Here is a 25418-nt window from a genome sequence, read left to right on the forward strand (position 1 = left end):
CAGACCACCCGATTTATGGTTTTGTAGAATTATATGCTATTGATTAGTTGCTCTTCAGCAACTTCTCCATCTCCAAAGTGCGGGGATCAGAGGCGGCGTACACCAGGTAATAGCACTGGTAGAGCGGATAAGCCCAGTTGGCGCGTTCGCGGTTGGGATCGATCTCCTTGGCACGCTCCAGGTAACCCATAGCCTCCTTGTAGAGAGCCTTCTGAGCGGCGCGGTCGCCATTGACCTGTGCGGCCTTCGAGTTGATGCTATAGCCGAGGTAGGTGAGGATCACAGGGTTGGTGCCGTCGATCTCGATAGCCTTCTTGAAAGCCTCGATACACTCGTCCCAGTTGGGGTTCTCAGCCGTTGTGTTCTGGTTCATCAGACTTTGGCCCTTCAGCGCCCAAGCGGTGTGGTTGTTGGGATCCTTGGCCAGCTTGTCGTCGATGAGCGCCTTCAGCTCAGCGTTCATGTTCAACTCGTTGTACATGTTGCAGAGTGTACCGAAAGCCATCTCGTTGTCCGGCTCACGCTGATAGAGCTCCTTGATGGTGTTCACATACTTCACCGAGTCCTCGTGTGTCTTGAGGTTACGCTGAGCCATGGCATACTTAAAGGTCTGAGCCTTCTCGCGCATAGCCTCGTCCTTCATGGCGATGTCGGCATACTTCTCGGCGCGCTCATACTGCTTGGCCTGGTTGGCAAACTGAGCAGAGTAGTAAGCCACCTGTCCGATGAACTGAGCCTCCTGAGCCTTTGAAGCGGCGAAGATGGGGTTGTCGTCCGAGTCGAGGAATGTACCCCAGTACTTCAACACGCCATCCTGGTCGCCCAAGCCAGCGTAGTGGTTACCAGCGGTAACGAGCTGCATGCGCGTGTTGGCGATGAGCATCTTTAGGTTCTCGGTGTACTTAGGCTTCACGGCGCCCTTTGCATTGGGCTCAGCGTCATACTTCATGCACTCCAAACCGTTCATGGTAGCGTTGTAGGCTGCCTCGTAGAAGCCCAGTGTGTCGTAAGGAGTTTCGGGCTGCTTGGCCACCACGGCAGCCATGTTGGCAGCCTGGATGGCGTTCTCCTTGTCAAACTTCTCCAGGGCGAGCTTGGTGAGGTGGTTGTAAGCCTTAGCCTTCTCCTCAGAGTTGGCCAACTGTCCGAGGTTGGTCTTCAACAGTTGTTCTGCCTCAGGGTAGGTCTTTGCCTTCAGGATGGCCTTCAATGGCTCACTGTCTCCTGCGAATGCAGCCGATGTGCCGAGCATCATCAGTGCTGCGATCATTAACTTTTTCATAGGTTTATCGTTTTAAAAATTATGTTTTCCTTATTGGCTTCCTCTATCGTCAGACGATTCAAGGAAGCCATTTGTTACTTGTTACTTGTGAATTTATTCGTCGGTGTTGCCGTTCTGGTCGTCGCCTTCCATCTCGGGCTCCTGGCTTTCGCCCACCTCGGTGGGTGCGTCCTGAGCGTCGGCAGCGGTTGTCGACTGTGCGAAATGCTCGTTGTTCTCCGAGAACTTCTGGCGGCTCTCAGCTTCAACCATGGCCTCGAGCTCCGAGCTCATCACCTTGCACACACTGGCGATGACGTCGTTCTTCTTGGTGAGGTTGATGAGGCGCACGCCCTGTGTGGCGCGACCCATGATACGCACGTCGGCCACGGCCAGACGAATGACAATGCCACTCTTGTTGATGATCATCAGGTCGTTCTCGTCGGTGACGTTCTTGATGGCCACCAGGCGTCCGGTCTTATCCGTTACGGCCAAGGTCTTCACACCCTTTCCGCCACGGCTTGTCTTGCGGTAGTCCTCCACCTCAGAGCGCTTACCGTAGCCCTCCTCGCTGACCACCATCACCGACTCCTTGCTGGCGTCGTTCACCACGATCATGCCCACCACGGCGTCGTCGCCTCCGTCGAGTCGCATGCCACGCACACCGGTAGCCGTGCGGCCCATGGTGCGAATGTCGGCCTCGTCGAATCTCACGGCACGTCCGTTGCGGTCGGCCAGGATCAGTTCGTTGCGACCGTTGGTCAGGCGTACGTCAACCACCTCGTCGCCCTCGGCGATGTTGATGGCGATCACACCGTTGGTTCTTGGACGTGAGTATTCCTTCAGCGACGTCTTCTTCACCGTACCGTTCTTGGTGGCGAACACCACGTAGTGGCTGTTGACGAACTCCTCGTTCTCCAGGCCACGTCCGCGCAAGCGCAGGAAAGCGTTCACCGAGTCGCCCGGGTCGATGTTGAGCAGGTTCTGTATGGCGCGTCCCTTCGAGGTCTTCTCGCCCTCGGGAATGTCGTAGCAGTGGAGCCAATAGCAGCGACCCTTCTTCGTGAAGAAGAGCATGGTCTGGTGCATGGTGGCGGGATAGATATACTCGGTGAAGTCCTTGTCGCGCGTGTGTGCACCCTTGCTTCCCACGCCGCCACGAGCCTGCTCGCGGAAGTCGCTCAGCGGTGTGCGCTTGATGTAACCCAGGTGGCTCACGGTGATCACCACGGGGTCGTTGGGGTAGAAGTCCTCGGCGTTGAACTCGTGCTCGTCGGGGATGATCTGCGTACGGCGCACGTCGCCATACTGCTGCTTCACGTTCTGCAACTCGTCCTTCATCACCTTCTTGCACAACTCGGGGTCGTCGAGAATCTGCTGCAAGTACTCGATGCGCTTCATCAGTTCCTCATACTCGGCGTGCAACTGCTCCATGCGGAGACCCGTGAGCTGCGACAAGCGCATGTCGACGATGGCCTTCGACTGGATGTTGTCAAGGTTGAAACGCTTCTCCAGGTTGGCCTGAGCCTCTGCCGGTGTCTTGCTGGCTCGGATGATGTGCACCACCTCGTCGATGTTGTCGCACGCGATGATGAGACCTTTGAGGATGTGTGCGCGCTCATGGGCCTTCTTCAGGTCAAACTGTGTGCGGCGGATGGTTACCTCATGACGGTGGTCGATGAAGTAGCCTATGCACTCCTTGAGGTTCAGGAGCTTCGGGCGTAAGAGCGAGTGGTCGTTCTTGTTGGGCACAAGTGCGATGCAGTTGACCGAGAACGAGCTCTGCAAAGCCGTCATCTTAAACAGCTTGTTGAGCACCACCTTGGCGTTGGCGTCGCGCTTCACGTCCACCACGATGCGCATGCCCTGTCGGCCCGTCTCGTCGTTGACGTTCGACACGCCCTCGAGCTTGCCCTCCTTCACCAGTTCGGCGATATACTCGATGAGCTGCTGCTTGTTCACGCCATAGGGAATCTCGTCCACCACGATGCGGTCGCCATGGTCGTCGCTCTCAATCTCGGCCTTGGCGCGCATGATGATGCGTCCGCGTCCGGTCTCGTAGGCCGAGCGCACGCCGTCCAAGCCATAGATGTAAGCGCCTGTGGGGAAGTCGGGCGCGGGGATGTAGCTCATCAGTCCCTCGATGTCGATGTCGGGGTTGTCGATGTAAGCGCAGCATCCGTCGATCACCTCGCCCAGGTTGTGGGTTGGTATGTTGGTGGCCATACCCACAGCAATGCCGTTGCCACCGTTGACCAAGAGGTTCGGAATCATGGTAGGCATCACGGCCGGCTCCTTCAACGTGTCGTCGAAGTTGTTCACCATGTCAACCGTGTCCTTGTCGATATCGTCCATGATGTGTTCGCCCATCTTTGAGAGGCGGCACTCGGTGTAACGCATGGCGGCAGGAGAGTCGCCGTCCACGCTACCAAAGTTACCCTGTCCATCGACCAGCTTGTAGCGCATGTTCCATTCCTGGCCCATTCTTACCAGTGCGCCATACACCGAGCTGTCGCCGTGGGGGTGGTACTTACCCAGCACGTCACCCACCACGCGGGCGCACTTCTTGTAGGGCTTGTCGCTGGTGTTGCCCAAGCCAAGCATTCCATAGAGGATGCGTCGGTGAACGGGTTTGAAACCGTCGCGCACATCGGGAAGGGCACGAGCCACAATGACCGACATCGAATAGTCGATGTAGGACGACTTCATTTCCTCCTCAATGTTGACTTTCATAATCCGATCCTGATCGATCGTTTGATTTTCGTCCATTTCCTATTGAATAATTTATGAGAAATTCGATTTAAGGGCGTTTATTTGCGCTCTACGGCGTTTTGCCCCTTTTTTCAAGGCGTAAAATTACTACATTTTTTCCACATACGCAAATAATAAGACGCCTAAAACGCGATGTGTGGCGCCAAGGGCGCATGTGGGCCGAAAACAAAAGGGCGGCAACCGCTCCGTTGTGAGTGGTTGCCGCCATATGCTTATTGGTTTGATAAGAACTGGCGAACATATTGGTTTGCCATGATGCGTTGCTGTGGGTTGAAGCCGTGGCCCGCCTTGTTGATGATTCTCAGTTGAGCGTTCCTGTAGGTAAGGGCTGCGCGCTTCGAATAGTCGATCGGTACCACGGGGTCGTCGGTGCCGTGGATGATGAGCACCGGTCCACGATACTTCCCGATGGTGTGGTAAACGTCCATGTGGCGCAAATCGAGCATGAACGCCTTGCCCAGTTTCACTCCCCATATCTCCGACACGTCGGGAATGTCGTTGGGTGTGGGGTAGCGTTGGTTCCAGTTGTCGGGTATGCACAAGGCGGGATATATCAGTATGAGACTACTGATTTGCCGCTTTCGCTCGGCGGCTGCCAAGGCCGATACCAGTCCGCCCTGACTCTCACCAATGAGGACGATGCGCTTCTTGTCGATGTCCTGGCATGAGCGGAAATGCCGTATGATGGCTTTCAGCGCCTCTTTCTCGTTGCTGACCGACATCTCCAGGGTGTTGTTGCCCGAGAGGCTGTTGACGGAGCCATTGGGGAAGTCGAAAGTGTAGACGGCGTAGCCCAGCTCGTTGAGCGTCTTGAAGTAGTCGCGCCCGAAATGGTGTGAGCCGTTGAACCCGTGGCTAACGATGGCTATGCCGTGCTTCTTGCCCGTAGTGGGCTTGCTGATGATGCCGTAGATGCTCTTGCCCTCGCCCTTGCCGTAGGGAATCTTCAATACGCTTTCTTGGGCATTGGCCTTCAGCGCCATGAGCAGCGCTGTTAGGGCGATGCAAATAATCTTTTTCATGCTTACTATATTTTTGATGAAGTGGAATCCTTGTCGGTGTTCTCCTTATTATATTATGGATGCTGCGACGGTTCTGAAAGGCCGACGCTCGCTGTTGCTTAGCGCCGAGGGCTATTTCTCCTCTTCCCACACGAAGACCGCACCGTTCTTGCGAGCGGGGTCGGCACCCTTGTAGTCCATCGAGTAGGAGCTGCCCGTGGTGGGACTCTTTCCCACGTAGGTGTGCGTGCGGGTCGACATCAGCATAAACTCGTGGTTCAGATAGTCTTGCCACATAAACTCCTCGGCCTTGGCGGCGTCGTGGGTGAGGCGCACGTCGCCCGGCAGTCCCATGCCGCTCACCCATACGTATCGGCCGTCCTCGCATTGCAGGGCCACCTTTCCGGCACCTCGGTCGATGATGCGGAAGCGCGTCTGTGCCGAGTGGTCGTTGGCGTGGGTGTCGTGCATCAGGCCGTGGCCCAGGGCTTTCATGGGCAGGCGAGTGGCGAGGTTCACGATGCGGAAGGTCTTGTTGTAGGGAATGTTTGTGCTGCGATCGGCCATCGGCTCATCCACGGTAAACTGGTCAAACTCGGCGTAGCCGCCCGTCTTTCCCTTGTGGTTGAAGGCGAAGAGCGCGGCGCGCGAGCCTTGGAAGGTGATGAGCTGGTAGGAGAGCTTCATCTCGGGGCCTACCTGGCGAAAATCCTTGCCGTCGGTGGAGTAGGCGTAGTGGGCCGTGTTGTTGTCGTAGTCGCCCACCAGTTGGAGCCATATCTTCCCGTCCTTGAGGGTGATGGGCGTGTCGATGGTGTCGTTGGTGAGTTGCTCGAAGCACCTCAGCGTGAGCTTGCTGCCGTCCTTCACGATGCCCGTCCACGAACAGGGCACGTTGATGTTGCCCAGTCCGGCCACGTCGCCGTCCTTCATGCCCTTGGTGAAGAGCTGCACCGTGGCCGTGCTCTTCGGTCCTATGACGCGCTGGGTGAGCGTGTTGCGCGCCCACATGAGCTGCTCGGCAGGCAGGGTGTTGAGGCGCAGGCGCCCCTTGCGCAGGCTCCACATGCGGTCGTCGGGGTTGTGGTTCCATTGCCACACCCGTCCGAGCTGCTTGCCGTCGAAGGTCTCGTTGCGGTTGTAGGGCGCGTGGGGAGCAATGTTCTCAGCTCCGGGTATGTGGGGCTTGGTCCATGTGCGCGGCGCACGGCCCAGGTTTCCCTCCAGTCCGAGCATGGGCCATCCGTCCTTCCAGGTGATGGGTGCGAGCGTTACCGTGCGGCCGATGGAGTGGAAATCCATCATGAGCAGGGCATACCAGTCGCCGTTCTGCGTCTGCACGATGCCTCCTTGGTGAATGTTGGTGCAGGCCGTGGCGTTCACGTCCTCGTGGCCTATGCCAAAATGGGAGCCGTCGGGCACAATGCGGCCCTTCACCTGGGTGAGTCCCACGGGGTGGTAGCCAAACGTCTCGTCGGCCGTGATGACGCAGGTTTCGTAAGGACCCCAGATGCTCTTCGAGCGCGAGCAGAGCGTGCGTCCGTTGGGCTGATAGTCGGTCGAGATGAGATAATACATGCCGTTGATCTTATACATGTGGTGGCCCTCGCCCACGGCGCTGCCCTTGGGGATGATCACACGGTCGGTCTCCTCCTTCGGTCCGCTCATGTCGGGCAGGAGCTCAGTGCAATGCACCTCGCCGTAGCCGTGGATGGCGTAGATCTTACCATCATCGTCGAAGAGCACCGAGAGGTCGTAGATGCGGCCCTTCATGTTGTGGTGCTTCCAAGGGCCGTGTATGTCTTTCGAGGTGTAGCATTGCAGACCCTTGCCGTTCACGTTCGAGAAGATGTAAAACTGGCCGTTGGCGTAGCGTATGGCGGGCGCCCAGATGCCCTGTCCGTACACCTCCTTGTGGTTCTTCAGCGAGAAGGCATCGTCGTCGAAGTCGAAGCGGTCGAAGCAATACGACACGTTCTCCCAGTTCACCAAGTCGCGCGAATGCAGAATGACCAGACCGGGCACCGAGTGCATGGTGGTTCCCGCCAAGTAATAGTCGTCGCCCACGCGCAGGATGTCGGGGTCCGAAAACTCATCGTAAAACAAGGGGTTGGTGTAGGTGCCGTTGCCATTGTCGGCCGTCCACGACGTGGGGTTTTGCAGTTGGGCGAAGCCTGGGAGGCTCATAGCCATCATGGCCAGCAGCCATAGCTTTTTCTTCATATCAGTTTGTTCTTAGAATTGGTTTTGGTTGCAAAGATAGTTAAATTATGCGTTCGGCAACTATGATTATTGTACAAAAAACAATAGTTTTTGCTTTTCCATCCTTCTTTTCCGCCCGACACGGAGAAGGGACTTGGTGTGGTTGTCCTGATTTTTGGTGGAAAACTGCGACTTGTTTTTCCGATGAAATAGAAAGCGAAAGCGGCGAGAAGAGCGTTTTTTGTGCCGCAAAAGAGCCTTCGTCCTACGATTTTTGGCTTGCCGATTTGCGGTTAGGCATTTTTCGTGTTGCGAAAGCTAAGCTATCGAGTTGCGAAAGGTAAGCTATCGAGCCACGGTTAGGCATGTATCGCGTTGCGAAAGGCCATCTTTCGCAATGGCTCGTGTAAGACGAGGGGTGGGGAATGATGAGCTATAAATATAACGTGTTGAATATAAGCAACTTGTGTAAATGTGCTGAGAATTGCGTATTTGCGACCCTATGGGCGAGCGTTGGCGTAGAAATGTTAAATTAGGGGGATGCTTGTAGGTTATTTTCAAACCCATTGGTCATTAGATTTGAAAAGAAACTATGACACCCCACGTTTTCCCTATTTCGGTTTAATGACCGATTGGGGTTCAACGCGCAATCGTGGGGCTTCAGCTTCAGCTCAAGCATCTCTTCTTATCCCCATTTGGATAGCATCTCGTCCCATACGGCACGCACTTCGCGGTCGTTGAAGAAACGGATCGAAACCTTCTGCATCTTATTATAGCTCGAATTCATGTTTTATCTATTCATTTATTAAATCTGATTCTTTGGGGTAGGTATGCCTTGGTTGCTGTTATTTACATGTTTATTTCTCTTTAGGCTTAACCTCCCAATGACCGCTATAGCCGCTGCCAACATACACAATATGAGGCATTTTGGCGATGCGACGCTTAATGGTTCTTAATCCCTTTCCCGACAAAGAAGCCAATTCTTCTGTCGTTATTTTAGGATAAACAGCTACTTGGTATTCTATCCATTTATCTAAGTCATCGTCTTGAGTGCCACCTTGAGTGCCACCTTGAGTGCCACCTTGAGTGCCACCTTGAGTGCCATCTTGGGTATCACCTTGAGTATCATCTTTGTTTTCCACAAAGTTTACCTCAATATTTGGATGTGTTTCCTGCCATGCTAATATCATATTAGGAAATGTGACAGTAAACTGGGCACGGTCGGAGAAGAAGGTTGGAAGCATCTTTTCTTCAAAGTAAGGAAGGGCTTTGATTGGATTGATGATTTTTCCCATGCCCGAACCTTTACGCTCCATATAACCCAACTGGGCAAATATGTCGGCAATAACCGGATTGCGTCTTACGGAAGGAATGTCTTCTAAGTTCATCGTTTGAATAAGTCTTCCTTCTGGCATGGAGCCTGGAGAGTAAATCACCATGCGGTCGTCGTACATATCTACATGCACCTCGCTACCTTGAATCAGATAGTCGCGGTGAGCCAAGGCATTCACAACAACTTCCATCACGCAACGTTCCATATATTGAGGAATCTCTATGCGCTGCATCGGCTCTTTGTACCAAAGTGTACGGTTGTTGCGACGGATGAAGGACATGGTGTCTTCGAGAAGGGTTACAAGTCCGCCCGTAATCTCCGCGCCGTCAAGAGCATCAATGCTGCCTCCTGCCTTTGTCTTGCCGTTCCATCTTGTGCAGAACACTCGGCTTTGGCGTAATGGACACTCGTCAGCCATCAACAGACCGGCATAGGTAAGTATTCCCTTATTGTCTACCAAGCCGAACGAGCGGTAGAGTTTTTTATCGAAACTAAGGCCGTTCCAGGCATAGTAGCGGCTACGAAGTTTAGAGAATGCATAATCTTCAAACATTTCATCGCTTGGGCGTGCATCGAATGAAGAGTTGCGACCTCTTAGTACCAAACGCTTATGTTCGGTACTATCAGCTACAACCGATTCGTTGCCAATGCGAACAAAGGTTTCAAGTACGCTGTCGCCAATATAGTAATAAGGAGTATCTTCTCCACCATGCACATGAAGAATGAGCAGTTCCTTGCCTTCTACACACTCTATATTCAAGTCGATTTGTGGCATTGGGTCTATGCGCTCCTTTATTTTCTGACTGACAAATTCGGCATCAGCCTTGGCATTAACCAAACCAATGATGCTATCGTCATCGGAAATACCAAACAATAGGCAACCGCCACCTCCATTGGCAAAGGAGCTAACGCTCTTCAGCCAACTTTTTACTTTCCGGCGTTCCACCTCTTGCTTCTTGTCGTATTCGGTAGTCTCACCTATATGTTTTGCTATGTCCATATTTAAAGGTTTTTACTTTATTACATTCCCAATGTCCACCATTTGTTCTTGGGTTCTTATCTGGGTACTTCTTTCAACTTCTGGGTACTTGTATTGAATCTTATCATGAACCCCAACCAGTCTGTTTTTATTCCTTTACAAGTTCCTTCAATCCCCTTATCGCAAACTTATCGCCTGTGACTTGTTCTACCAACTCGGCGAGTTGGCCGTTAGCCTCAGCCATGTCGTCGTTGATCTGCTTGTAGCTTACGGCGTATTTCTCGCTGAGGGCAAGGGCGGCTGATTCCTCCGGGGCTTCCAACCATTGGTGGTGTACCTACAAAAGTAATGGTTTTCTTGCAAATGATCCTCGGTATTTGCAAATAAAACGCCCAAACGGACGAAAAAACGCAAGGGTAGCCCATCCCAATGGCATTATTGCTGGTGAATGAAGCTTTGCGAGCAACATTGAGAGGGCCGGCACTTGTGCGAGGTCTCAGCCTTAGGGCATTGTGATGCTTGGGGAGAATAAATAGTTCCTTTTCAAGGTGCGATTTCTCGCCATGGCTTACCTCGATCAAGCTCGGTTCTGCTCATTTGGCTTAATGAAATCGCAGGATTTCGTCCTTCGATTTCTCGCCAAGGCATAACAAATCGTTCATAATGGGGAACAATTGTTTCATGGAACGAAACGTTGTTGGTAATGAACGTTTTGTACTTGCGCGTATGTTGGATTATGCATAATTTTGCGCCAGAAAACAACGCAACACACCGCTTGCGAAATATCAATCCAGCGGTAAGCTTTCGGAGCTTGGCTCCGCACCAACGAGATCATAGGTTTATAGGTTAGATAGAATAATTGGTTAATAGGTTATTAGGTAGTTAGATTCAGTTACAGGTAATGTCAATTTCTGTGAGATACGCATTGTCTTCTTGTGAAAGAAGATCGTATGTCAGGCATTGCGACAACTCTCAGTAGGAATTAGTGACTTTTTTAGGTCAACTGATTGTTTTCAGTCCAAGAGGCTGCAAGCTCTTTCTTCCAACATCGGACGATTGGCTTGCAGCTATTTTATGAATTGTATCATCGTCAGGATGATTATCATGAACTTCATCATGAACTTCATGCCATTTCTCACCTTAGTGGTTTTTCAGAGACTCAAGAACCTCCCCACATTCGCAAATAAAAAGCAAAACAGACGAGAAAACCGAGCTCAATAGGAATCGATGGGATCCCAGACCATGAGGTCTTGGCGGACGTATCCGGTGGTGTTGCCTATCCTCAGCTTAAACCATTGCCATGCGTTGCTTCTTCCTTGGCCCTCCACCAGTCCGAGGCACGGGAACACGTCGGGCAACTCGTTGGCGTGGTAGCTTATCTGGCCCACGATGGCACTCTTGGTGGTGGGCCTTTGGCGAACGTTGACGCGGTGGGCCATGGCGTCGTTGATGACGAGGTAGCCCTGACCTTTTTCGGCGGCGTACTCTTCGATGTGGCTCTCGCTTTTCTTTACCAATCCATAGTCTTGCACATCAATGAAATAATTGTCGCCACAGTTGGCGATGTATCTGCTCACTTGCCCTTGTTGGTCCACCACCACCTTGGCCGAGGTTTGGCCGATGGTGGCGATGGTGCCGCGTTCCCATGTGGGCGCCTCGATGCACATGTCGGCGGTGGGCCGGAAATGGGTGGCTTGCCACGTAAGTGTGTCGCCCGCACCGATCCTTGCGAAGATCATGCTTGGGTTCAGATCGTTCGAGAGGTGGTAGATGTCGTTGTGGCGATTGGTGGTGAACGGCGCGTCGCGGAATAGCGAGTCGGCCAGGCAGAAGCTGGTGGGCTCGTCGGCTGTTATGCGCAGCGTGAAATGGTCGATCTGGTGGTTGGCCCATCGTGTGGCTGGCGTGAGCCAATAAGGGATGGTGAACCGCTGTGCCACGTTGTAGCTCATGCGGTAGCGGTAGGTGTGGCGCACGATGTTGCGGCCCGGTTGGAACGTAGCCTTGAAGAAATAGGCGTAGGCGAAAGGAACGATGCTATCGAGCTTGGCGTTATATAACAGGTTGTTAGGCAGGTCGACCAATGGGGGCACCTCCTTGTCGTTCTTCCATTGTGTAAGGTCGAGCGGCGTGAAATCGGCGTTGGCCTTACCGTCGGTGTAGCGCAAGGGCACCAATGCGTTGTCGTAGCTGAGCGGTTGGCCGTTCATGTTGGCGGTGAAATGGTTGATGTAAGGATGGGGGGCTCGAAGGTTCTTGGGCGCGTCGGCGTTGTAAGGTGCGTCGGCTTCGAAGGCCATGGTGACGGTTTTGGATGCGCCGTGGTTCATAAACTCATAATAGACGTCGACGCGAGCGAACCCGTCGTTACCGATGGTGATGGTGAGGATTTCTCGGTCGACCGATATGTCGGTCTCTTGGGTGGGCACCAAGAAGTTGCCGCTGGTGAAGTAGACCCCGTCGTTGGCCGATGCCGTGAGGAGGCTGCATGTCATTAGGAGAAATGATAAGATGAGCTGTTTGTGGTTCATAGGGATGGGGTTTTGTTTCGTCGCTGCTATTGTGTTAGCAAAAATAGCGAATCTTTCTTACAATAGCAACGATTGACCGTAAAAAGATTGCATCCTTCGTGCAAACCCTTACATTTTGAGCCTGCCGACGGACCGAGAGAGCGCTTGGAGTGGGGTTCCCCCTCGGGTGGCTTCTATATTTTGGAGGACACGACGGGTGGCGGTTGAGGGGCGCAGGTTCATAGTGCCATCTTGTGGGCTGTTTCGTGCCGAAAGGGCGATAGGGTGTCGAGTGGGCGTTTTCGGTTGGCCTACTGTTTTTTTGTTGCGAATGGGTTGGAATAATGGTTTAATTTATCGTAATTGCTTGGTAGTGTCGCAAAATAGTCTTAAATTTGTGGGCATTTCTTAGGAAAGCCTGCAAAATTATTACGCATGACAGACGAAAAGGCCATCACCACAACAGGAAAAACCAAGAAAACCAAAGCCACGCGGACGCGCAAGGGCTTTGGCAAAGGTAAGAAGAGAGACATTAAGCGCAACATCTCGTCGGATCTCATCCCCCTTGAGGATGAGACATGGTTGGTGCAACCCCTTGCCGTAACGATGATGCGCCACGACTACTCGCTTATCCAGATTCGCATCTTGGTGGCCATTGTGGAGTTTATGCAGACGAAGCTAAGGAAGTTGCTCAACAAGCAGCGCACCGAGCCTATGATTTTCTCCGACACCGAGCTCGACAACGACGGGCGGTTGGAGATCAAGACCTTGTTTAAGTCGTTGGCCGTAGACCCCAACCATTATCCCCAGTTGCGCCAGAGTTTGAAGATGTTGGCCACCATTCCCGTGGAGATACCCTACAAGACGGCCGATGGCCGCAACTACCTGAAGGTGACCAACCTGTGCGACGTGTATATTCCCGAGGACCCGCGCATCTACGAGAAATACGCGCTCCTGAAGATCGACCGCACGGTGGCTGAGCGCCTGGTGGGCCTCGAGTTTGGCTACCATTACCTTGGCAAGCAGATAGTGTTTGCCTGCCACAACCGCTACTCGCAGCGCATCTACATGTTTATTGAGAGTTGGAAGGACAAGGGTTACCGCAAGATCAACACCTTGGAGTTTCGCAAGATGCTGCGCCTGGAGTCGAACTACAAGAAGTTTAGCGATTTCACGCGCCGCGTGTTGGAGCCCGCCAAGGAAGAGTTGCAAACCATGGCGAAGAACGGCTTTTGCGATTGTTACTTCGACTATGAGAAGGTTTACAACCAAGGCCAGCGTGGTGGCGAGCCCGATGAGCTCGTGTTCCACATCTATCAGCCCAACAACAAGTTTAACGAGAACCTGCAGCACCTCACGCTCCAGCAGCGGCAGGTGTTTGCCGGAACGCTCATGCGCTATTTCGGGTTCGACGCCGCTGTGGCCCAAAAGATGAGCGAGCGCATCACGGCCGACAATTACCAAAGCGCTATGTCGAAGCTTGTTGACCTGCGCACCCGCCTGAAGAGCGACCTCACCATCCACGACCGTGCCGCCTACACCTACCGCACGCTCGACAACCTCATACGAGGTGTGGGCCGCCAGGAGCAGGCAACAGGAACTGCGATGGGCGCGCAAGCGCTTCCCCCAAGCGACAATTCATAAGAAAGTACACAACGAATAAATATTATCCATTATCATGAGATCAAGAACATCCGATTGGTTTGAAACCAAGATTCGTTACGACAAGACTGTTGAGGACGGCTCGCAGAAGCCCGTCACCGAGCAATATGTGGTCGACGCGCTGAGTTTCACCGAGGCCGAGAATGAGGTTATCGAGGAGATGAGCGTATATATCAGCGGCGACTATAAGATTACCAATATCAAGCCTGCCCCTTATCACGAGATATTCTTCAGCGACAAGGCCAACGACGACAAGTGGTACAAGGCCAAGCTGCAATTTATCACCCTCGACGAGAAGACCGAGAAGGAGAAACGCTCAAACGTCAACTACCTCGTGCAGGCCGGCAATTTGCCCATGGCCGTGAAGTATATCGATGAGGTGATGGGCGGCACCATGATCGACTACGACATCGTTTCGATTGCCGAGACACAGATCATGGATGTGTTTGAGCATGGCGCCAAGACCATGAAGCAGAACGAGGTCGACGACAAACCCGAGTACGAACAGGCGGAAACCGGCAAGGAGGCAGAGTGATGAACGTGGATGTTGCTAAAAACTTACAGCAAGTGGTTGGCAACCTGCCCGAAGGTGTCAGCCTTGTGGCCATCAGCAAGTTTCACCCCAAGGAGTATCTTGAGGCGGCCTATGCCGTTGGCCAACGCATTTTTGGCGAGAGCCATGAGCAAGAGCTTAGCAAGAAGGTGGCCGAGCTGCCCAAGGATATCGAGTGGCATTTCATCGGTCATCTGCAGACCAATAAGGTGAAATACATTGCGCCCTACATCAGCATGATCGATGCGGTGGATAGCTTCAAGCTCCTGAAGGAGATCAACAAGCAGGCCGCCAAGCACGATCGCGTTATCAACGTGCTGCTGGAATTGCATATCGCCAAGGAGGAGACGAAGTATGGCTTTACGCCCGACGCCTGCCGCGAGATGCTGAAGGAAGGCCAATGGCGCGAGCTTAACCATGTGCACATCAGCGGCCTGATGATGATGGCAAGCAATGTGGACGATGAGAGCCAGATCAGGAAGGAGATGATGGAGGCCGCCAACTTCTTCGACGAGGTGAAGCGCGATTACTTCGCCGACGACGACCGGTTCTGCGAGCGTTCGTGGGGCATGAGCCACGACTATCAGATAGCCGTGGAATGTCGATCCACTATGGTGCGCGTGGGAACGGCCATCTTCGGGCCACGTGTGTATTAAGAGTGTAACCAAAGAAATAAACAGACATAAAATAAATTTTTCAGGCTTATGAATACAGGAAAAGTTGACGTTCTGCTGGGTCTTCAGTGGGGCGATGAGGGCAAGGGTAAGGTCGTAGACGTGCTTACCCCGCATTATGATGTTGTGGCGCGCTTCCAAGGCGGACCAAACGCTGGACACACCCTGGAGTTCGAGGGACAGAAGTATGTGCTTCGCAGCATACCCTCTGGCATTTTCCAAGGAGGTAAAGTCAACATCATCGGCAATGGCGTGGTGTTGGCTCCCGACTTGTTTATGGATGAGGCGCGTAGCTTGGAGAAGAGCGGCCACGAGTTGCAGAGCCGTTTGCACATCTCTAAGAAGGCTCACCTCATTATGCCTACCCACCGCCTTCTCGACCGTGCCATTGAGGCCACGAAGGGCAAGAACAAGGTTGGAACGACGGGCAAGGGCATTGGCCCGACCTATACCGACAAGGTAAGCCGCACAGGTCTGCGTGTGGGCGACATTCTCGACAATTTTGAGGAGAAGTATGCCAAGCATAAGGCGCTCCACATGACCCGCCTGAAAGAGCTGGGCTGGACCGACTTCGACGGACTGGAGGAGACGGAGAAGAAATGGATGGAAGGCGTGGAGTATCTGCGCGGATTCCATATCGTTGACAGTGAGATTGAGGTCAACAAGCTGCTTCGCGAAGGCAAGTCGATCCTCTGCGAGGGTGCACAGGGCACCATGCTCGATGTTGACTTCGGTAGCTATCCCTTCGTTACATCAAGCAACACCATCTGCGCCGGAGCCTGCACTGGCCTGGGCGTTGGCCCGGGTAAGATTGGCAACGTGTTTGGCATCATGAAGGCCTACTGCACACGCGTGGGCGCTGGACCGTTCCCCACGGAGCTCTTCGATGAGACGGGTACTAAGATTCGTGACCTCGGACATGAATATGGTGCCGTTACCGGTCGTGAGCGTCGTTGCGGATGGGTCGACCTTGTGCAGCTCAAGTATAGCGTTATGCTCAATGGCGTTACCGAGCTCATCATGATGAAGAGCGATGTGCTCGACACCTTCGAGACCGTCAAGGCTTGTGTGGCTTATCGCCTGGCCGATGGAACCGAGACGAGCGACTTCCCCTATGAGATCAATGATGTGACACCTATTTATAAGGAGTTCCCGGGTTGGAAGACCGATATGACCCATTTCACCAGCGAGGACCAGTTCCCACAGCCGTTCAAGGATTATGTGGCTTTCCTTGAGGAGTATCTCGAGACGCCTATCCGCATCATCTCTATCGGTCCGGACCGCGAACAGACGATTGTCAGAAAATAAAGATTGTTTTTTATGGGAAATCAGAAACCGTCCATCCCCAAGGGCACACGCGACTTCGGCCCGGAGGAGATGGCCAAACGCAATTATATCTTCAACACCATCAAGGAGGTTTACGCCTTGTATGGTTTCCAGCAGATTGAGACACCCGCGATGGAGACTCTCAAGACGCTGATGGGAAAATATGGCGAGGAGGGCGACAAGTTGCTCTTCAAGGTGCTCAACTCGGGCGATTACCTGAGCAAGGTGTCGGACGAAGAGCTCGCCGAGCGCAACTGCCTGCGACTGGCTTCGTGCCTCTGCGAGAAGGGCTTGCGTTACGACCTCACGGTGCCGTTCGCTCGCTACGTGGTGATGCACCGCGACGAGTTGCAACTGCCTTTCAAGCGCTATCAGATCCAACCCGTGTGGCGTGCCGACCGTCCGCAGAAGGGCCGCTACCGCGAGTTCTACCAGTGTGACGCCGATGTGGTGGGATCCGACTCGCTCCTCAACGAGGTGGAGCTGATGCAGATCATCGACACCGTGTTCCAACGCTTAGGCATCCGTGTGCAGATCAAGATCAATAACCGTAAGATCCTCACCGGCATTGCCGAGGTGATTGGCGAGGCCGACAAGATTGTGGACATCACCGTGGCCATCGACAAGCTCGACAAGATTGGACTCGACAACGTGAACGAGGAGCTTCGCAACAACGGATTGAGCGAGGAGGCCATCGAGAAGTTGCAGCCCATCATCTCGCTCTCGGGCACCAACGATGAGAAGCTCAATGTCATTGCCGATGTGTTGCAATCGTCGGAGGTGGGTGTGAAGGGTGTGGAGGAGACCCGTTTCATCCTCGACTGCCTCAAGACCTGCGACCTGAAGAACGAGATGCAGCTCGACCTCACGCTGGCGCGTGGCCTGAACTATTACACGGGAGCCATTTTCGAGGTGAAGGCGCTCGATACGCCGATGGGTTCCATCACGGGTGGTGGTCGCTACGACAACCTCACGGGAATCTTCGGTATGCCGGGTCTCTCGGGTGTGGGAATCTCGTTTGGCGCCGACCGCATCTACGATGTGCTCAACACGCTCGACCTCTATCCGAAGGAGGCGGTAACCACCACGGAGCTCTTGTTCATCAATTTCGGTGAGTGCGAAACGGCTTATTGCTTGCCCTTGGTAACCAAGGCTCGCCAGGCTGGCATCCGCACCGAGATGTATCCCGACAAGGCCAAGATGAAGAAGCAGATGAGTTATGCCAACGCCAAGGGCATTGCTTTCGTTGCCTTGGCTGGAGAGAACGAGATGGCGGAAGGCAAGCTGACGCTGAAGAACATGAAGACCGGTGAGCAAAAGCTGGTCAGCATCGATGAGCTCATTCGTGAAGTGAAATAAGCCATCACCCTCCCCAGGCTTCCGTTCTGGGGAGGCGATGGCCTAATCTCAAATAACCCAAGACCATTTTGCGTTGCTATGTGGCAGCGCAGCGTGGATCTTGGGTTATTTGCTATTGCGACCTTACGTTTGCAAGGTCAGTCTCTTATGTTTTGCCGATGTGCCTTAGACAGAATGGCAACTTGCCGTGGCTTCGGTGATGGGCCACGCAGGCGCAAATGATTGATGCGTTATCGGCTCGGCCTACCCAAACAGTTTCCTCCAAATCCATAGCACCACCACGGCGCCCAACAGGCAGAATACGAAGTTGGTGAGGAATCCCTTGCCAAAGAGTTCGATGTTGAGCAGGTGACTGATGAACGTTCCGGCGTAGCTTCCCACTACGCCGACGAATAGGTTCATGCAACAGCCCTTGCCTTCGCCACTCATGATGCGGTTGGCAATGTAACCAATGAAGATGCCCGTGAGGATGGGCCATGCGGTAAAGTCGGCTATGTGTTCTAACATGGTGTTGTGTTTTGTGAATGGGTTGGGGTCCGCTGTTTGTTATCGCCCGATGTTCATGGGGTTGCGGCTTTTGACTTGGTTTTCTATGATGCGCGTGACGGGTGGCACGTCATCAGTGATGCGTTGCCACAGTTGGTAATCGATACAATGGTCTCGTTTGACGGCAACCACAAACTGATTGTCGTCCAACCAATTGGCATTCAGACGTTCCCCCGAAGGTTTCAGCTCTATGTAATTTATTCCATCGGACGCGATGTCGACGATAACTCCCATCGTAAACACCGCATGATTGGGCTTGACCACAACGATGTCTCGGCCGTTGTAGGCAGGCGTCTCGCCTTTCTTTTTCATCACTTCCAGCGCTTTCTTCACGTCGACCATCTCATCGTATATGCCCACGGTGTGCCAATGGCCGTAAAGCGTTCGGCCCTTATCCACCTTTTCCGCAGGTTTCATGATGGCATCAAAGAGCATTTTTCCCTTGTCTGAATATTTGTTGGCCTCGTAAAACTCTGTGCACCAATCGTCTTTGGGGAATAAGAGCGTTGGAAGGGTGCTCCACCATTTCAAGGTGAAATGATTGGCGTCGCTATCGTAGATGCGAGAGGCTGTGGGATTGGCGGGGTCGGGATCTTCGCCTGTGTAGTTGAATACAAAGTGGTCGTTATCGCCAATTTTGAACATTTGGTTACGAATGTTTACCATCAGCGTTATCTCTTCGGTGCAAATCTTGTATTGATCGAAAGGGGCGAGAAGCATGGTTCCCGTATTGTCGATCATCTTGGTCAACTTGTAAACGCCTCGTGGATTGTCGGTTTGGGCGTGAGCGCCCAAGGTGCCGACGGCCAGAAGGATTGCGACAAGCAAGGCCTGACCGATTGCTCGCTGGCTGGATAGTGTGGTGATGCGTTTGGTAAATGAGTGCCAAGATGCGCGGAACAAACGTAAGGTTTTTGTATTCATAGGTGCATGGTAGATGTTAATATGCTTACAAAAATAATAAGTTTTTCCTTCGGTTGCAAGCAAACGGCAATTATTTAACTAAATAGGGTGATGTTTCGTCTCAAATCCGTACCTTTGCGGTCGTTATTAACCCTTAACATTACGGATATGATTAGATTAAATGTGTTTTTCGAAGTGAAGGAAGAAGCCAAGGCCGCCGAGATCTGCGCTTTGTGCAAGGAGCTGGTTGAGAAATCGCTCAACGACGAGGGCAATGTGGCTTACGACTATTTTGTGAGTGGCACACGCAAGGGCGTGATGATGATTTGCGAGACATGGAAGGACGAGGAGGTGCTGAAAGCCCACATGGCCTCTAAGCATTTCACCACCCTTGTGCCCCAAATTGAAGCGCTCACCAAGAACGGCTTGAAGCTCGAGCAGTTTGCTTTCTAAGCCTTCGTGGGGTTACGCCGCGTTACCCCCAACATACAACAATGCCACGAATCTCCGGGAAGAAGCATTAAGGTTGCTTCATCGCCCACGGAGGTTCGTGGCTTCGTCGTGTTATGCGGGTATCTTAGAAGTTGACCTTCGTTCCCAAGCTGAGCTTGAGCTCTCCCTCCACAGGGTGGTTCTTAGGCGTGAGCGCAATCTTCTTGGCGAACACCGTGGCCGACGGCTCCAGGTAAAGCTCCACGTTGGGCGCCACCATCACACCCGCCTGCACGGCACCCATCAGTCCGGGTGCCACCTTCGTGTCGTGGTTCTTCCATGAGGCGATGTTGAGCGATGCGGCGGCTATACCCGTCAGTTGGAACGTATGGTCGGCGGTGCTCTCGCCCGTCACGGCGCTCTTGATGTTCATCATGTAGCCAGCGTGGAGTGAGGTAATGCTCTCGTTGCCCTTACCGTTGCGTTGGATCACCGAGTTGCTCAGTCCGGCATGCACACCATTCACTCCATCGAGCCAACGGCCATAGCTCATGTCGGCCACAAACGACAGGCGCTGACCCAGTCCTCTGCGCTCACCGAAATTCTCTGAGTTGACCCCTGTTCCCAAGCTCACCGACACCACGTTGGGATGCTCTGGAGCCTCGTCGAGGTCGGCGTTCCGATGGCTGCGCTGCAAGCTGTAGTCGAGGCCCACCATCAGTTGTGGCATGATGCGTTGGCGGCGCTTGTTGCTGAATCGGGCCGAGAGGTTGTAGGCCACCTGGGGCTCGGCCACCAAGCTGATGTGGTCGGTGAGGCGCATGGCCAACTGACCGCCCACGTGCACATCGGGAGCAAACGAGTAGTAGTGGTTGCCATAGTCGGCGCCCACGTTGGCACCCACCAACGCTCTCACTGCCAGCGGGCGCGAGGCGTCGTAGCCGTAGGTGTATGCGGTGAGGTCGAGCATGAGGTCGGCGCCAGCCAGCGCCTGAGCGTAACGGCTCTTGCCCTCCTTGCGGCTCACCATGCCTTGCAGGTTGCCGCGCCATGCCATATAGGGCGAGAACCACTGGGTGTAGCCCAGTCGTGCGATGGGCGAGTATTTCTTCCACGTCTTCAGTTGGCCCATACGGTTGGTCATACCTGCGGCCACCGTGAATGAGCTGCGTTTCCAATCGCCATTATCGCGCACTTGGCGCTGGGCCAGGCTACGCTCGTATCCATCCATGTTAAACTGCATGCCCACGTTGACGTTTGCCAGCAGGTCGACACCTGTGGTGCTCAGCGAGGTGGGCATATAACTGCTCGAGTAGGCCATGAGGCGCGGCTCTACGAACAGCGCCATCAGTCGCGACACATGCCATGTGCCACGCAGCGCGGCGTCGACACCCACGTAAGGCATGTCGCTCTTCTCGCGCTTCGAAAGGTTCACACCCATGGCGGCCGTGAAGTCGAAGGCGCGGTTGCGGCGATAGCCATAGAAAGCATTGGTGAGGTTGAGCAGGTAGTCGGCGCCCACGGTGAGATGGGTGTAGCGGTCGTCGTTATCGCTCCATTGCGTCTTGGCCACCTGCGCCCACAAACGGGCACCACTCACGGGCGAGTACCATTTGCCCACGCCTATATAGGCTTGCGGCATGAGGTAGCTGCTCATGTTGGTTAACGGCTTGCGAGCCACCACGACATTGGCGCCAATGGCTCCCTCTACAAATGTGTGGTCGTGCCATCCCAGCGAGTGCCATGTGTCGGTGGGCTTCGCCGTCAGCTTGCGTCCTTGGTAGGTGTAGGTCAGACCGGCCAACACCGAAGGCACCACATCCATCTTCTTGCGGAACGATGTGGTGTGCTGGGCGTAGTTGTCGCTGTAGAAGTCGACCCTCGGCTCCACGGTGAGGCTCAGCTCGCGTGTCATGCGCACGTTGGCCTGCAAGCCAGCGCCCGCTCCGAGCACATGCTTGTGGTCGTGCATCTTGTCGGTGGTGTAGTTGTAGCTCACACCGGCCACCCCGTTCACCCAGAACCAGCGGTCGGGGTTGATGCCTCCAAAGGCGTTGTGCAGGTTGAGCAGGTAGTCGAGCTGTGCGCCCACGGCCTTCACCTTGTTGTCGCCGGGCTGCTTCACCAGGCTTACGTTGCCCGAAAGTCGCAAGGCGTTGTAGTTGTCAAACCATCGGCCCACGCTTCCCGTGAGGCGCGATCCCATGTCGCCCACTAATTTGCCGTCCACATTGGCGAGGAACGCCGGACCAGCGGCCATTCCAACAAACAACCCGTCGATGAAGCGGCGGTACGAGTTGCCCGTGCCCGTGAGGCGCGTCTCGGGCAGGCGGTAGCCCAATCCCACCATCGTGGTGGCCAAGGGGCGATAGCCGTGCCACGTCTCGGCCTGCGAGAGCCGGTCGCTCACGAGGCCAATCTTAGGCTCTATATAAAAATAGGTGAAGGGCGACAATGCCACCTGTCCGCGCAAGCCGATGTGCGCCCCCATGCCATACTCGGCGTTGCCCTCATGGCGCGAGGTGGCCAGGTCGAGGCCCGCTATGCCATAGAGCTCAAAGGCGCGCGCGCTATAGGTGGCGCCACGCTGTCCGAGCGAGGTGATGTTCATCAGGTAATCGATCGACAGGCCAGCATATTTGGCCTTCACGCCCGCCGTGCGCGCGTAGCCCGCGTTCACGCCCAGGCGCCATCCGTGCTCGGGCGTTATCCAATCGCCGAGGTTCACCTGTCCGAATGTGCCCGCCTCGGGATGGCTGTAGCCCATGACGTTGACACCCGCTCCCGCATCCACGAAGAGGTGGTCGAAGAGTTTCTTGTCGGCGTATTGCTTGGCCACACGGGGCCGTTGCAGCATATAGTTGAGCGCACTACCCTTCAGTTGGGCGTGTGCCGTGGCGGCGTAGGCTAAGAGGATTGCTACGGCCGCTATGTTCTTGAGTGATGTTTTCATTGACCTGAAGTTAATGGTTATCCTTACTGTCGAGCAACAAATCGTTCACGTCGCCGTCGGCGTGTGCCACCTGCTTGAGCGACGGGTCCATGTCGAGCGCCTTGCGCAACTCGTCGTAAGCGTCCGACACTTCCTCCAGACGGTTCAGGCAGATGGCCCTCAGATAGTGGGTCAGGGCTTGGTCGTCGGGCAACTGCTTGCTCAGTTTGAGCGCTTCGTCGTTGCGCTTCATGGCCAGCAGCATCACGAGCTCGTTGCGTAGTCCGGTCTTGGCCACCGTTTCGTAGTAGCCGTCGAACCGGCCGTTGAGCACGGCGTTCACGGCCAGCAGCATGTGCGTGGTCTCGTTGTCGGGAACGAAGGCGGAGAGCGAGTCGGCTGCCGTGTAAAGGCCCGCGTTGAGGAGCGCCGTCATCTGGTTGGTGTTGACCACCGCGGGGGCTTTCTTTCCGGCAAACGGGCGCAGCAGGTCGGCGTCGGCGGCCTGCCGGTTGATGAGCAATGCCGAGAGGTCGTTGGCCGCCACCATGAACGACGGGTAGATCTCCAGCGCCTGGCGCAGCATGGTCTCACGTCTCACAGAGTCGGCCTCGGCGCGATAGAGCCGGAAATACTCGTATTTGGTGAGCTGCTTGTAGTCGGCGGCGTAGAGCTGGCGAATCTCGTCGAGCGTGAGCTGGCGGAACACGGAGTAGTTCATTACGTAGCCCACATGGCGCAGGCGCGGCAGATACTTGTCCATGAGCAGCGAGCGGTAGAAGGGCAGCTTGCGCATGCCTCTCGACTGGTCGTCGATGTTGCCCCATCGCTTGGTGATGTTCTCCACCTGCCGGGCCTCGTCGTAGAGGCTGTCGGCGCGCAGCAGGTCGGCCACCTTGCCCCAGGGCGCCACGGCGGCGTTCGAGGCAAACTTCATGCCGCGGCGGGCACGCTCGGGCACGAGCCCCCTGAGATAGTTAACCGCGTAGTCCATGCGCTTCTTGGCCAGTTGGAGGTTGCTGTTGTACCTTCCATCGGGCGATGATGTGCCGTTGATGGTGAGCGATTGCAGCGTGGCGTCCTTGTCGGCGCTGATCTGCTCTATCTGCTCGCGCATCTTGCCGATCTCCGCAATGTTGTTGGGGTCGTTGGGGTCGAAGGCGGCCTTGTTCATGGGGAATCGCAGGTTCACCTCGCCCTTGCTGTCGCGCAACTGCACCTCGGGCTTGGGCCAGTAGGCCGAGTCGTTGAGCTGGCTGGCGGCAAACGAGTAGTCGAGCCAACGCAGGGGGTTGATCGTTCCCTTGGCGATGATGGTTGTGTCGCGGTACACAATGCGGTTGTAGTTCTCAATGGCCATATACACGTTGCAGGTGTAGTCGTCCTTCACGTGCTCCACGTAGGCCGAGTCGGCATAGCCTATGATGTCGTTGGTGCGTCCCTTCTCGCGCTTCTCCTTCGTCTTCACCACCACATATTGTGCCAGCGGGTCGCCCTGTGGGTCGTCCATGCGGTAGTCGTAGAGGCGGTCTTGCGTGCGGTTGTAGGTGCGCGCGTCGTACACCATGGGGCGCATGAGCTGCTCCTCGTGGCGCGTCACGTTGTAGATCACGGGCTGCACCACCAGGCGGTTGTTGTGCGAGAACATCTCGCGCGGCACCCTCACACGGGTCTTCACGTGGAAATAGTTGCCCCTCACCTCGATGTCGGTGGGTTCGGGCTGAATTTTGTCGGTGATGTGCTTGGCGGTCACCACGAGCTCCTCGAGGGCCACGTCGTTTGGCTGCAGTTTCACCTCTATGTATTTATGGCTCGATTTCACCTTCACGTCTTGGCTCTTCACACCCACCATGCTGAACCGGAGGGTGGCTCCCGAGTGTACGTTGATGGCGAAGCGGCCGTCTATGTCGGTGATGGCGAGGGCGCGCCGTGTCTCCGGGTCGGTGATCGACACGCCGAGAAGCGGCTCCTTCGTGTCCTTGTCGGTCACCAGGCCGGTGAGGCGAAACACATCCTGGGCCGAGGCGCCCATGGCCATGAGCAGCAGCACCAGCGTCAGCGCCTGTCGGGCCACACGGCCCAGCGCTGGGGTGCGCAATGAAGTATAGGGTTTCATCATCATACTCGCGTTGGATAATAAAAAAAACAATGCAAAAGTCTTACTTCAGCAGGTACACGAACGTTACGCCTGCCTTCAGCGGCGCCCACGCCCACTTGGTGTTGTTGGCGTGCTCGGGCTCCTCTTCGGCGGCGTCGGCAAACTTCTTCTCGTTGACGCGCACGGCTCCCGCGCCTATGGTGGCCTCGAGGCTCCATCGGCGGCCCAGCACAAAGCTGTAGCCGTAGGTCAGGCCGGCGCCCCATGCGTCGCCCTTGTGGCGGGTGTCGTCGAGGAGCAGGTTATAGTTGGAGGCAACGGCCATCACGCCCACAAAATGCCCAGCCTGCGGACGGGCGCTAAACCAATAGCGCGCCTCGGGGCTGAACTGCAGCCCCTTCGCGTCGACCTTGCCTGCCTTCAGCAAGCTGCCCATGGCCTCGAAGTTGAGCGTCACGTGGCGGTTGATGCGAAACTCGGCGCCCATGTTCGGCGACATGGCTGCCCAGTAGAGGACGTTGGTTTTCAGGCCGATGCGCTGTGCATGGGCCGGCATTGAGCTCATAAGGAACAGGCACACCCCCATGGCCGCCCCTAATAGTGGCTTACTAATCATTTGTACGTTCATAACACAGAATACAATCATTATTGAATGATATGGGTGCAAAGTTACGAAAAATGCCCGAAACGGGAACCTGTTTGCGCCAACAATTCGCCAAAAGGGCAATAATTTAGGATCATCCGACATTTGGAGTAATTTGAAGTGCGTACTACTTCTAATAGCTTTGGCCTCAGACGGCTTTCACAACGAATAGTTAATTTACTAAAGTTTCGGATTTAGGCAGGGTGGGCTGAAGGCCCAACAAGCACATAGC

Annotated in this window: 19 protein-coding genes and 1 pseudogene; 7 read left to right on the forward strand and 13 right to left on the reverse strand. The window is 54.8% G+C overall.

From position 1 onward, the window contains the following. Positions 1-43 precede the first annotated feature (43 nt). From KM934_RS01170 to KM934_RS01185, 4 genes are all read right to left on the reverse strand, one after another. The gene (locus tag KM934_RS01170) at positions 44-1282 is read right to left on the reverse strand and encodes a tetratricopeptide repeat protein (RefSeq protein ID WP_215758773.1); all 1239 of its coding nucleotides are present in this window, start codon (positions 1280-1282) and stop codon (positions 44-46) included. A 93-nt stretch (positions 1283-1375) separates the two neighbouring features. Continuing rightward, entirely contained in the window at positions 1376-4030 is a 2655-nt protein-coding gene (gene gyrA, locus KM934_RS01175; RefSeq protein ID WP_215758774.1) for a DNA gyrase subunit A, read from the reverse strand. A gap of 215 nt (positions 4031-4245) precedes the next feature. Then, entirely contained in the window at positions 4246-5055 is an 810-nt protein-coding gene (locus tag KM934_RS01180) for an alpha/beta hydrolase family protein (protein WP_215758775.1), read from the reverse strand. Between the two features lie 111 nt (positions 5056-5166). Further along, a complete protein-coding gene (locus tag KM934_RS01185; RefSeq protein WP_215758776.1) occupies positions 5167-7257 on the reverse strand; it encodes a family 43 glycosylhydrolase in 2091 nt (696 codons plus the stop codon). 62 nt (positions 7258-7319) lie between these two features. On the opposite strand from KM934_RS01185, the gene KM934_RS01190 reads away from it, so the two are divergent. Beyond that, entirely contained in the window at positions 7320-7580 is a 261-nt protein-coding gene (locus tag KM934_RS01190; RefSeq protein WP_215758777.1) for a hypothetical protein, read from the forward strand. Positions 7581-7927: 347 nt separating this feature from the next. On the opposite strand, the pseudogene KM934_RS13310 reads toward KM934_RS01190, so the two are convergent. The 4 genes and pseudogenes from KM934_RS13310 to KM934_RS01205 form a co-directional block, all read right to left on the reverse strand. Beyond that, positions 7928-8002: pseudogene (locus tag KM934_RS13310) on the reverse strand (cell filamentation protein Fic); the annotation flags it as partial. A 91-nt stretch (positions 8003-8093) separates the two neighbouring features. Next, positions 8094-9569, reverse strand: coding sequence for an ATP-binding protein (locus tag KM934_RS01195; protein ID WP_215758778.1), 1476 nt, complete (start codon positions 9567-9569; stop codon positions 8094-8096). Between the two features lie 127 nt (positions 9570-9696). Next, the gene (locus tag KM934_RS01200) at positions 9697-9870 is read right to left on the reverse strand and encodes a hypothetical protein (RefSeq protein ID WP_215758779.1); all 174 of its coding nucleotides are present in this window, start codon (positions 9868-9870) and stop codon (positions 9697-9699) included. An 892-nt stretch (positions 9871-10762) separates the two neighbouring features. Next, the gene (locus KM934_RS01205) at positions 10763-12079 is read right to left on the reverse strand and encodes a DUF4424 domain-containing protein (RefSeq protein ID WP_215758780.1); all 1317 of its coding nucleotides are present in this window, start codon (positions 12077-12079) and stop codon (positions 10763-10765) included. Between the two features lie 414 nt (positions 12080-12493). Between KM934_RS01205 and KM934_RS01210 the strand changes: the two genes are divergently transcribed. From KM934_RS01210 to hisS, 5 genes are read left to right on the forward strand one after another with little or no spacing between them, the layout of a single operon-like run. Further along, complete coding sequence (locus KM934_RS01210; RefSeq protein WP_215758781.1) at positions 12494-13702, forward strand: replication initiation protein; 1209 nt, start codon at positions 12494-12496, stop codon at positions 13700-13702. 34 nt (positions 13703-13736) lie between these two features. Next, complete coding sequence (locus tag KM934_RS01215; protein WP_215758782.1) at positions 13737-14255, forward strand: DUF4494 domain-containing protein; 519 nt, start codon at positions 13737-13739, stop codon at positions 14253-14255. Continuing rightward, a complete protein-coding gene (locus tag KM934_RS01220; RefSeq protein WP_215758783.1) occupies positions 14255-14929 on the forward strand; it encodes a YggS family pyridoxal phosphate-dependent enzyme in 675 nt (224 codons plus the stop codon). Before KM934_RS01215 ends, KM934_RS01220 begins: the two co-directional genes overlap by 1 nt. 48 nt (positions 14930-14977) lie before the next feature. Continuing rightward, complete coding sequence (locus KM934_RS01225) at positions 14978-16255, forward strand: adenylosuccinate synthase (protein WP_215758784.1); 1278 nt, start codon at positions 14978-14980, stop codon at positions 16253-16255. Positions 16256-16267: 12 nt separating this feature from the next. Beyond that, a complete protein-coding gene (gene hisS, locus KM934_RS01230; RefSeq protein ID WP_215758785.1) occupies positions 16268-17632 on the forward strand; it encodes a histidine--tRNA ligase in 1365 nt (454 codons plus the stop codon). A gap of 243 nt (positions 17633-17875) precedes the next feature. Here the strand turns inward: hisS and KM934_RS01235 are convergent, their stop codons facing one another. Then, positions 17876-18139, reverse strand: coding sequence for a GlsB/YeaQ/YmgE family stress response membrane protein (locus KM934_RS01235; protein ID WP_215758786.1), 264 nt, complete (start codon positions 18137-18139; stop codon positions 17876-17878). Between the two features lie 39 nt (positions 18140-18178). After that, positions 18179-19102, reverse strand: a complete 924-nt coding sequence (locus tag KM934_RS01240; RefSeq protein WP_215758787.1) for a hypothetical protein — start codon at positions 19100-19102, stop codon at positions 18179-18181. Positions 19103-19249: 147 nt separating this feature from the next. Between KM934_RS01240 and KM934_RS01245 the strand changes: the two genes are divergently transcribed. Then, the gene (locus tag KM934_RS01245) at positions 19250-19534 is read left to right on the forward strand and encodes a putative quinol monooxygenase (protein ID WP_215758788.1); all 285 of its coding nucleotides are present in this window, start codon (positions 19250-19252) and stop codon (positions 19532-19534) included. Positions 19535-19658: 124 nt separating this feature from the next. Here the strand turns inward: KM934_RS01245 and KM934_RS01250 are convergent, their stop codons facing one another. The 3 genes from KM934_RS01250 to KM934_RS01260 are packed head-to-tail and all read right to left on the reverse strand — an operon-like array spanning position 19659 to position 25159. Further along, complete coding sequence (locus KM934_RS01250; RefSeq protein ID WP_215758789.1) at positions 19659-22466, reverse strand: hypothetical protein; 2808 nt, start codon at positions 22464-22466, stop codon at positions 19659-19661. A 10-nt stretch (positions 22467-22476) separates the two neighbouring features. Continuing rightward, a complete protein-coding gene (locus tag KM934_RS01255; protein ID WP_215758790.1) occupies positions 22477-24567 on the reverse strand; it encodes a carboxypeptidase-like regulatory domain-containing protein in 2091 nt (696 codons plus the stop codon). 37 nt (positions 24568-24604) lie between these two features. Further along, positions 24605-25159 (reverse strand): DUF3575 domain-containing protein, encoded by a 555-nt coding sequence (locus tag KM934_RS01260; RefSeq protein WP_215758791.1) that lies wholly within the window; start codon positions 25157-25159, stop codon positions 24605-24607. Positions 25160-25418 lie beyond the last annotated feature (259 nt).

The organism is Hallella faecis (assembly GCF_018789675.1).
In the GTDB taxonomy this organism is placed as follows: Bacteria; Bacteroidota; Bacteroidia; order Bacteroidales; family Bacteroidaceae; genus Prevotella; species Prevotella faecis.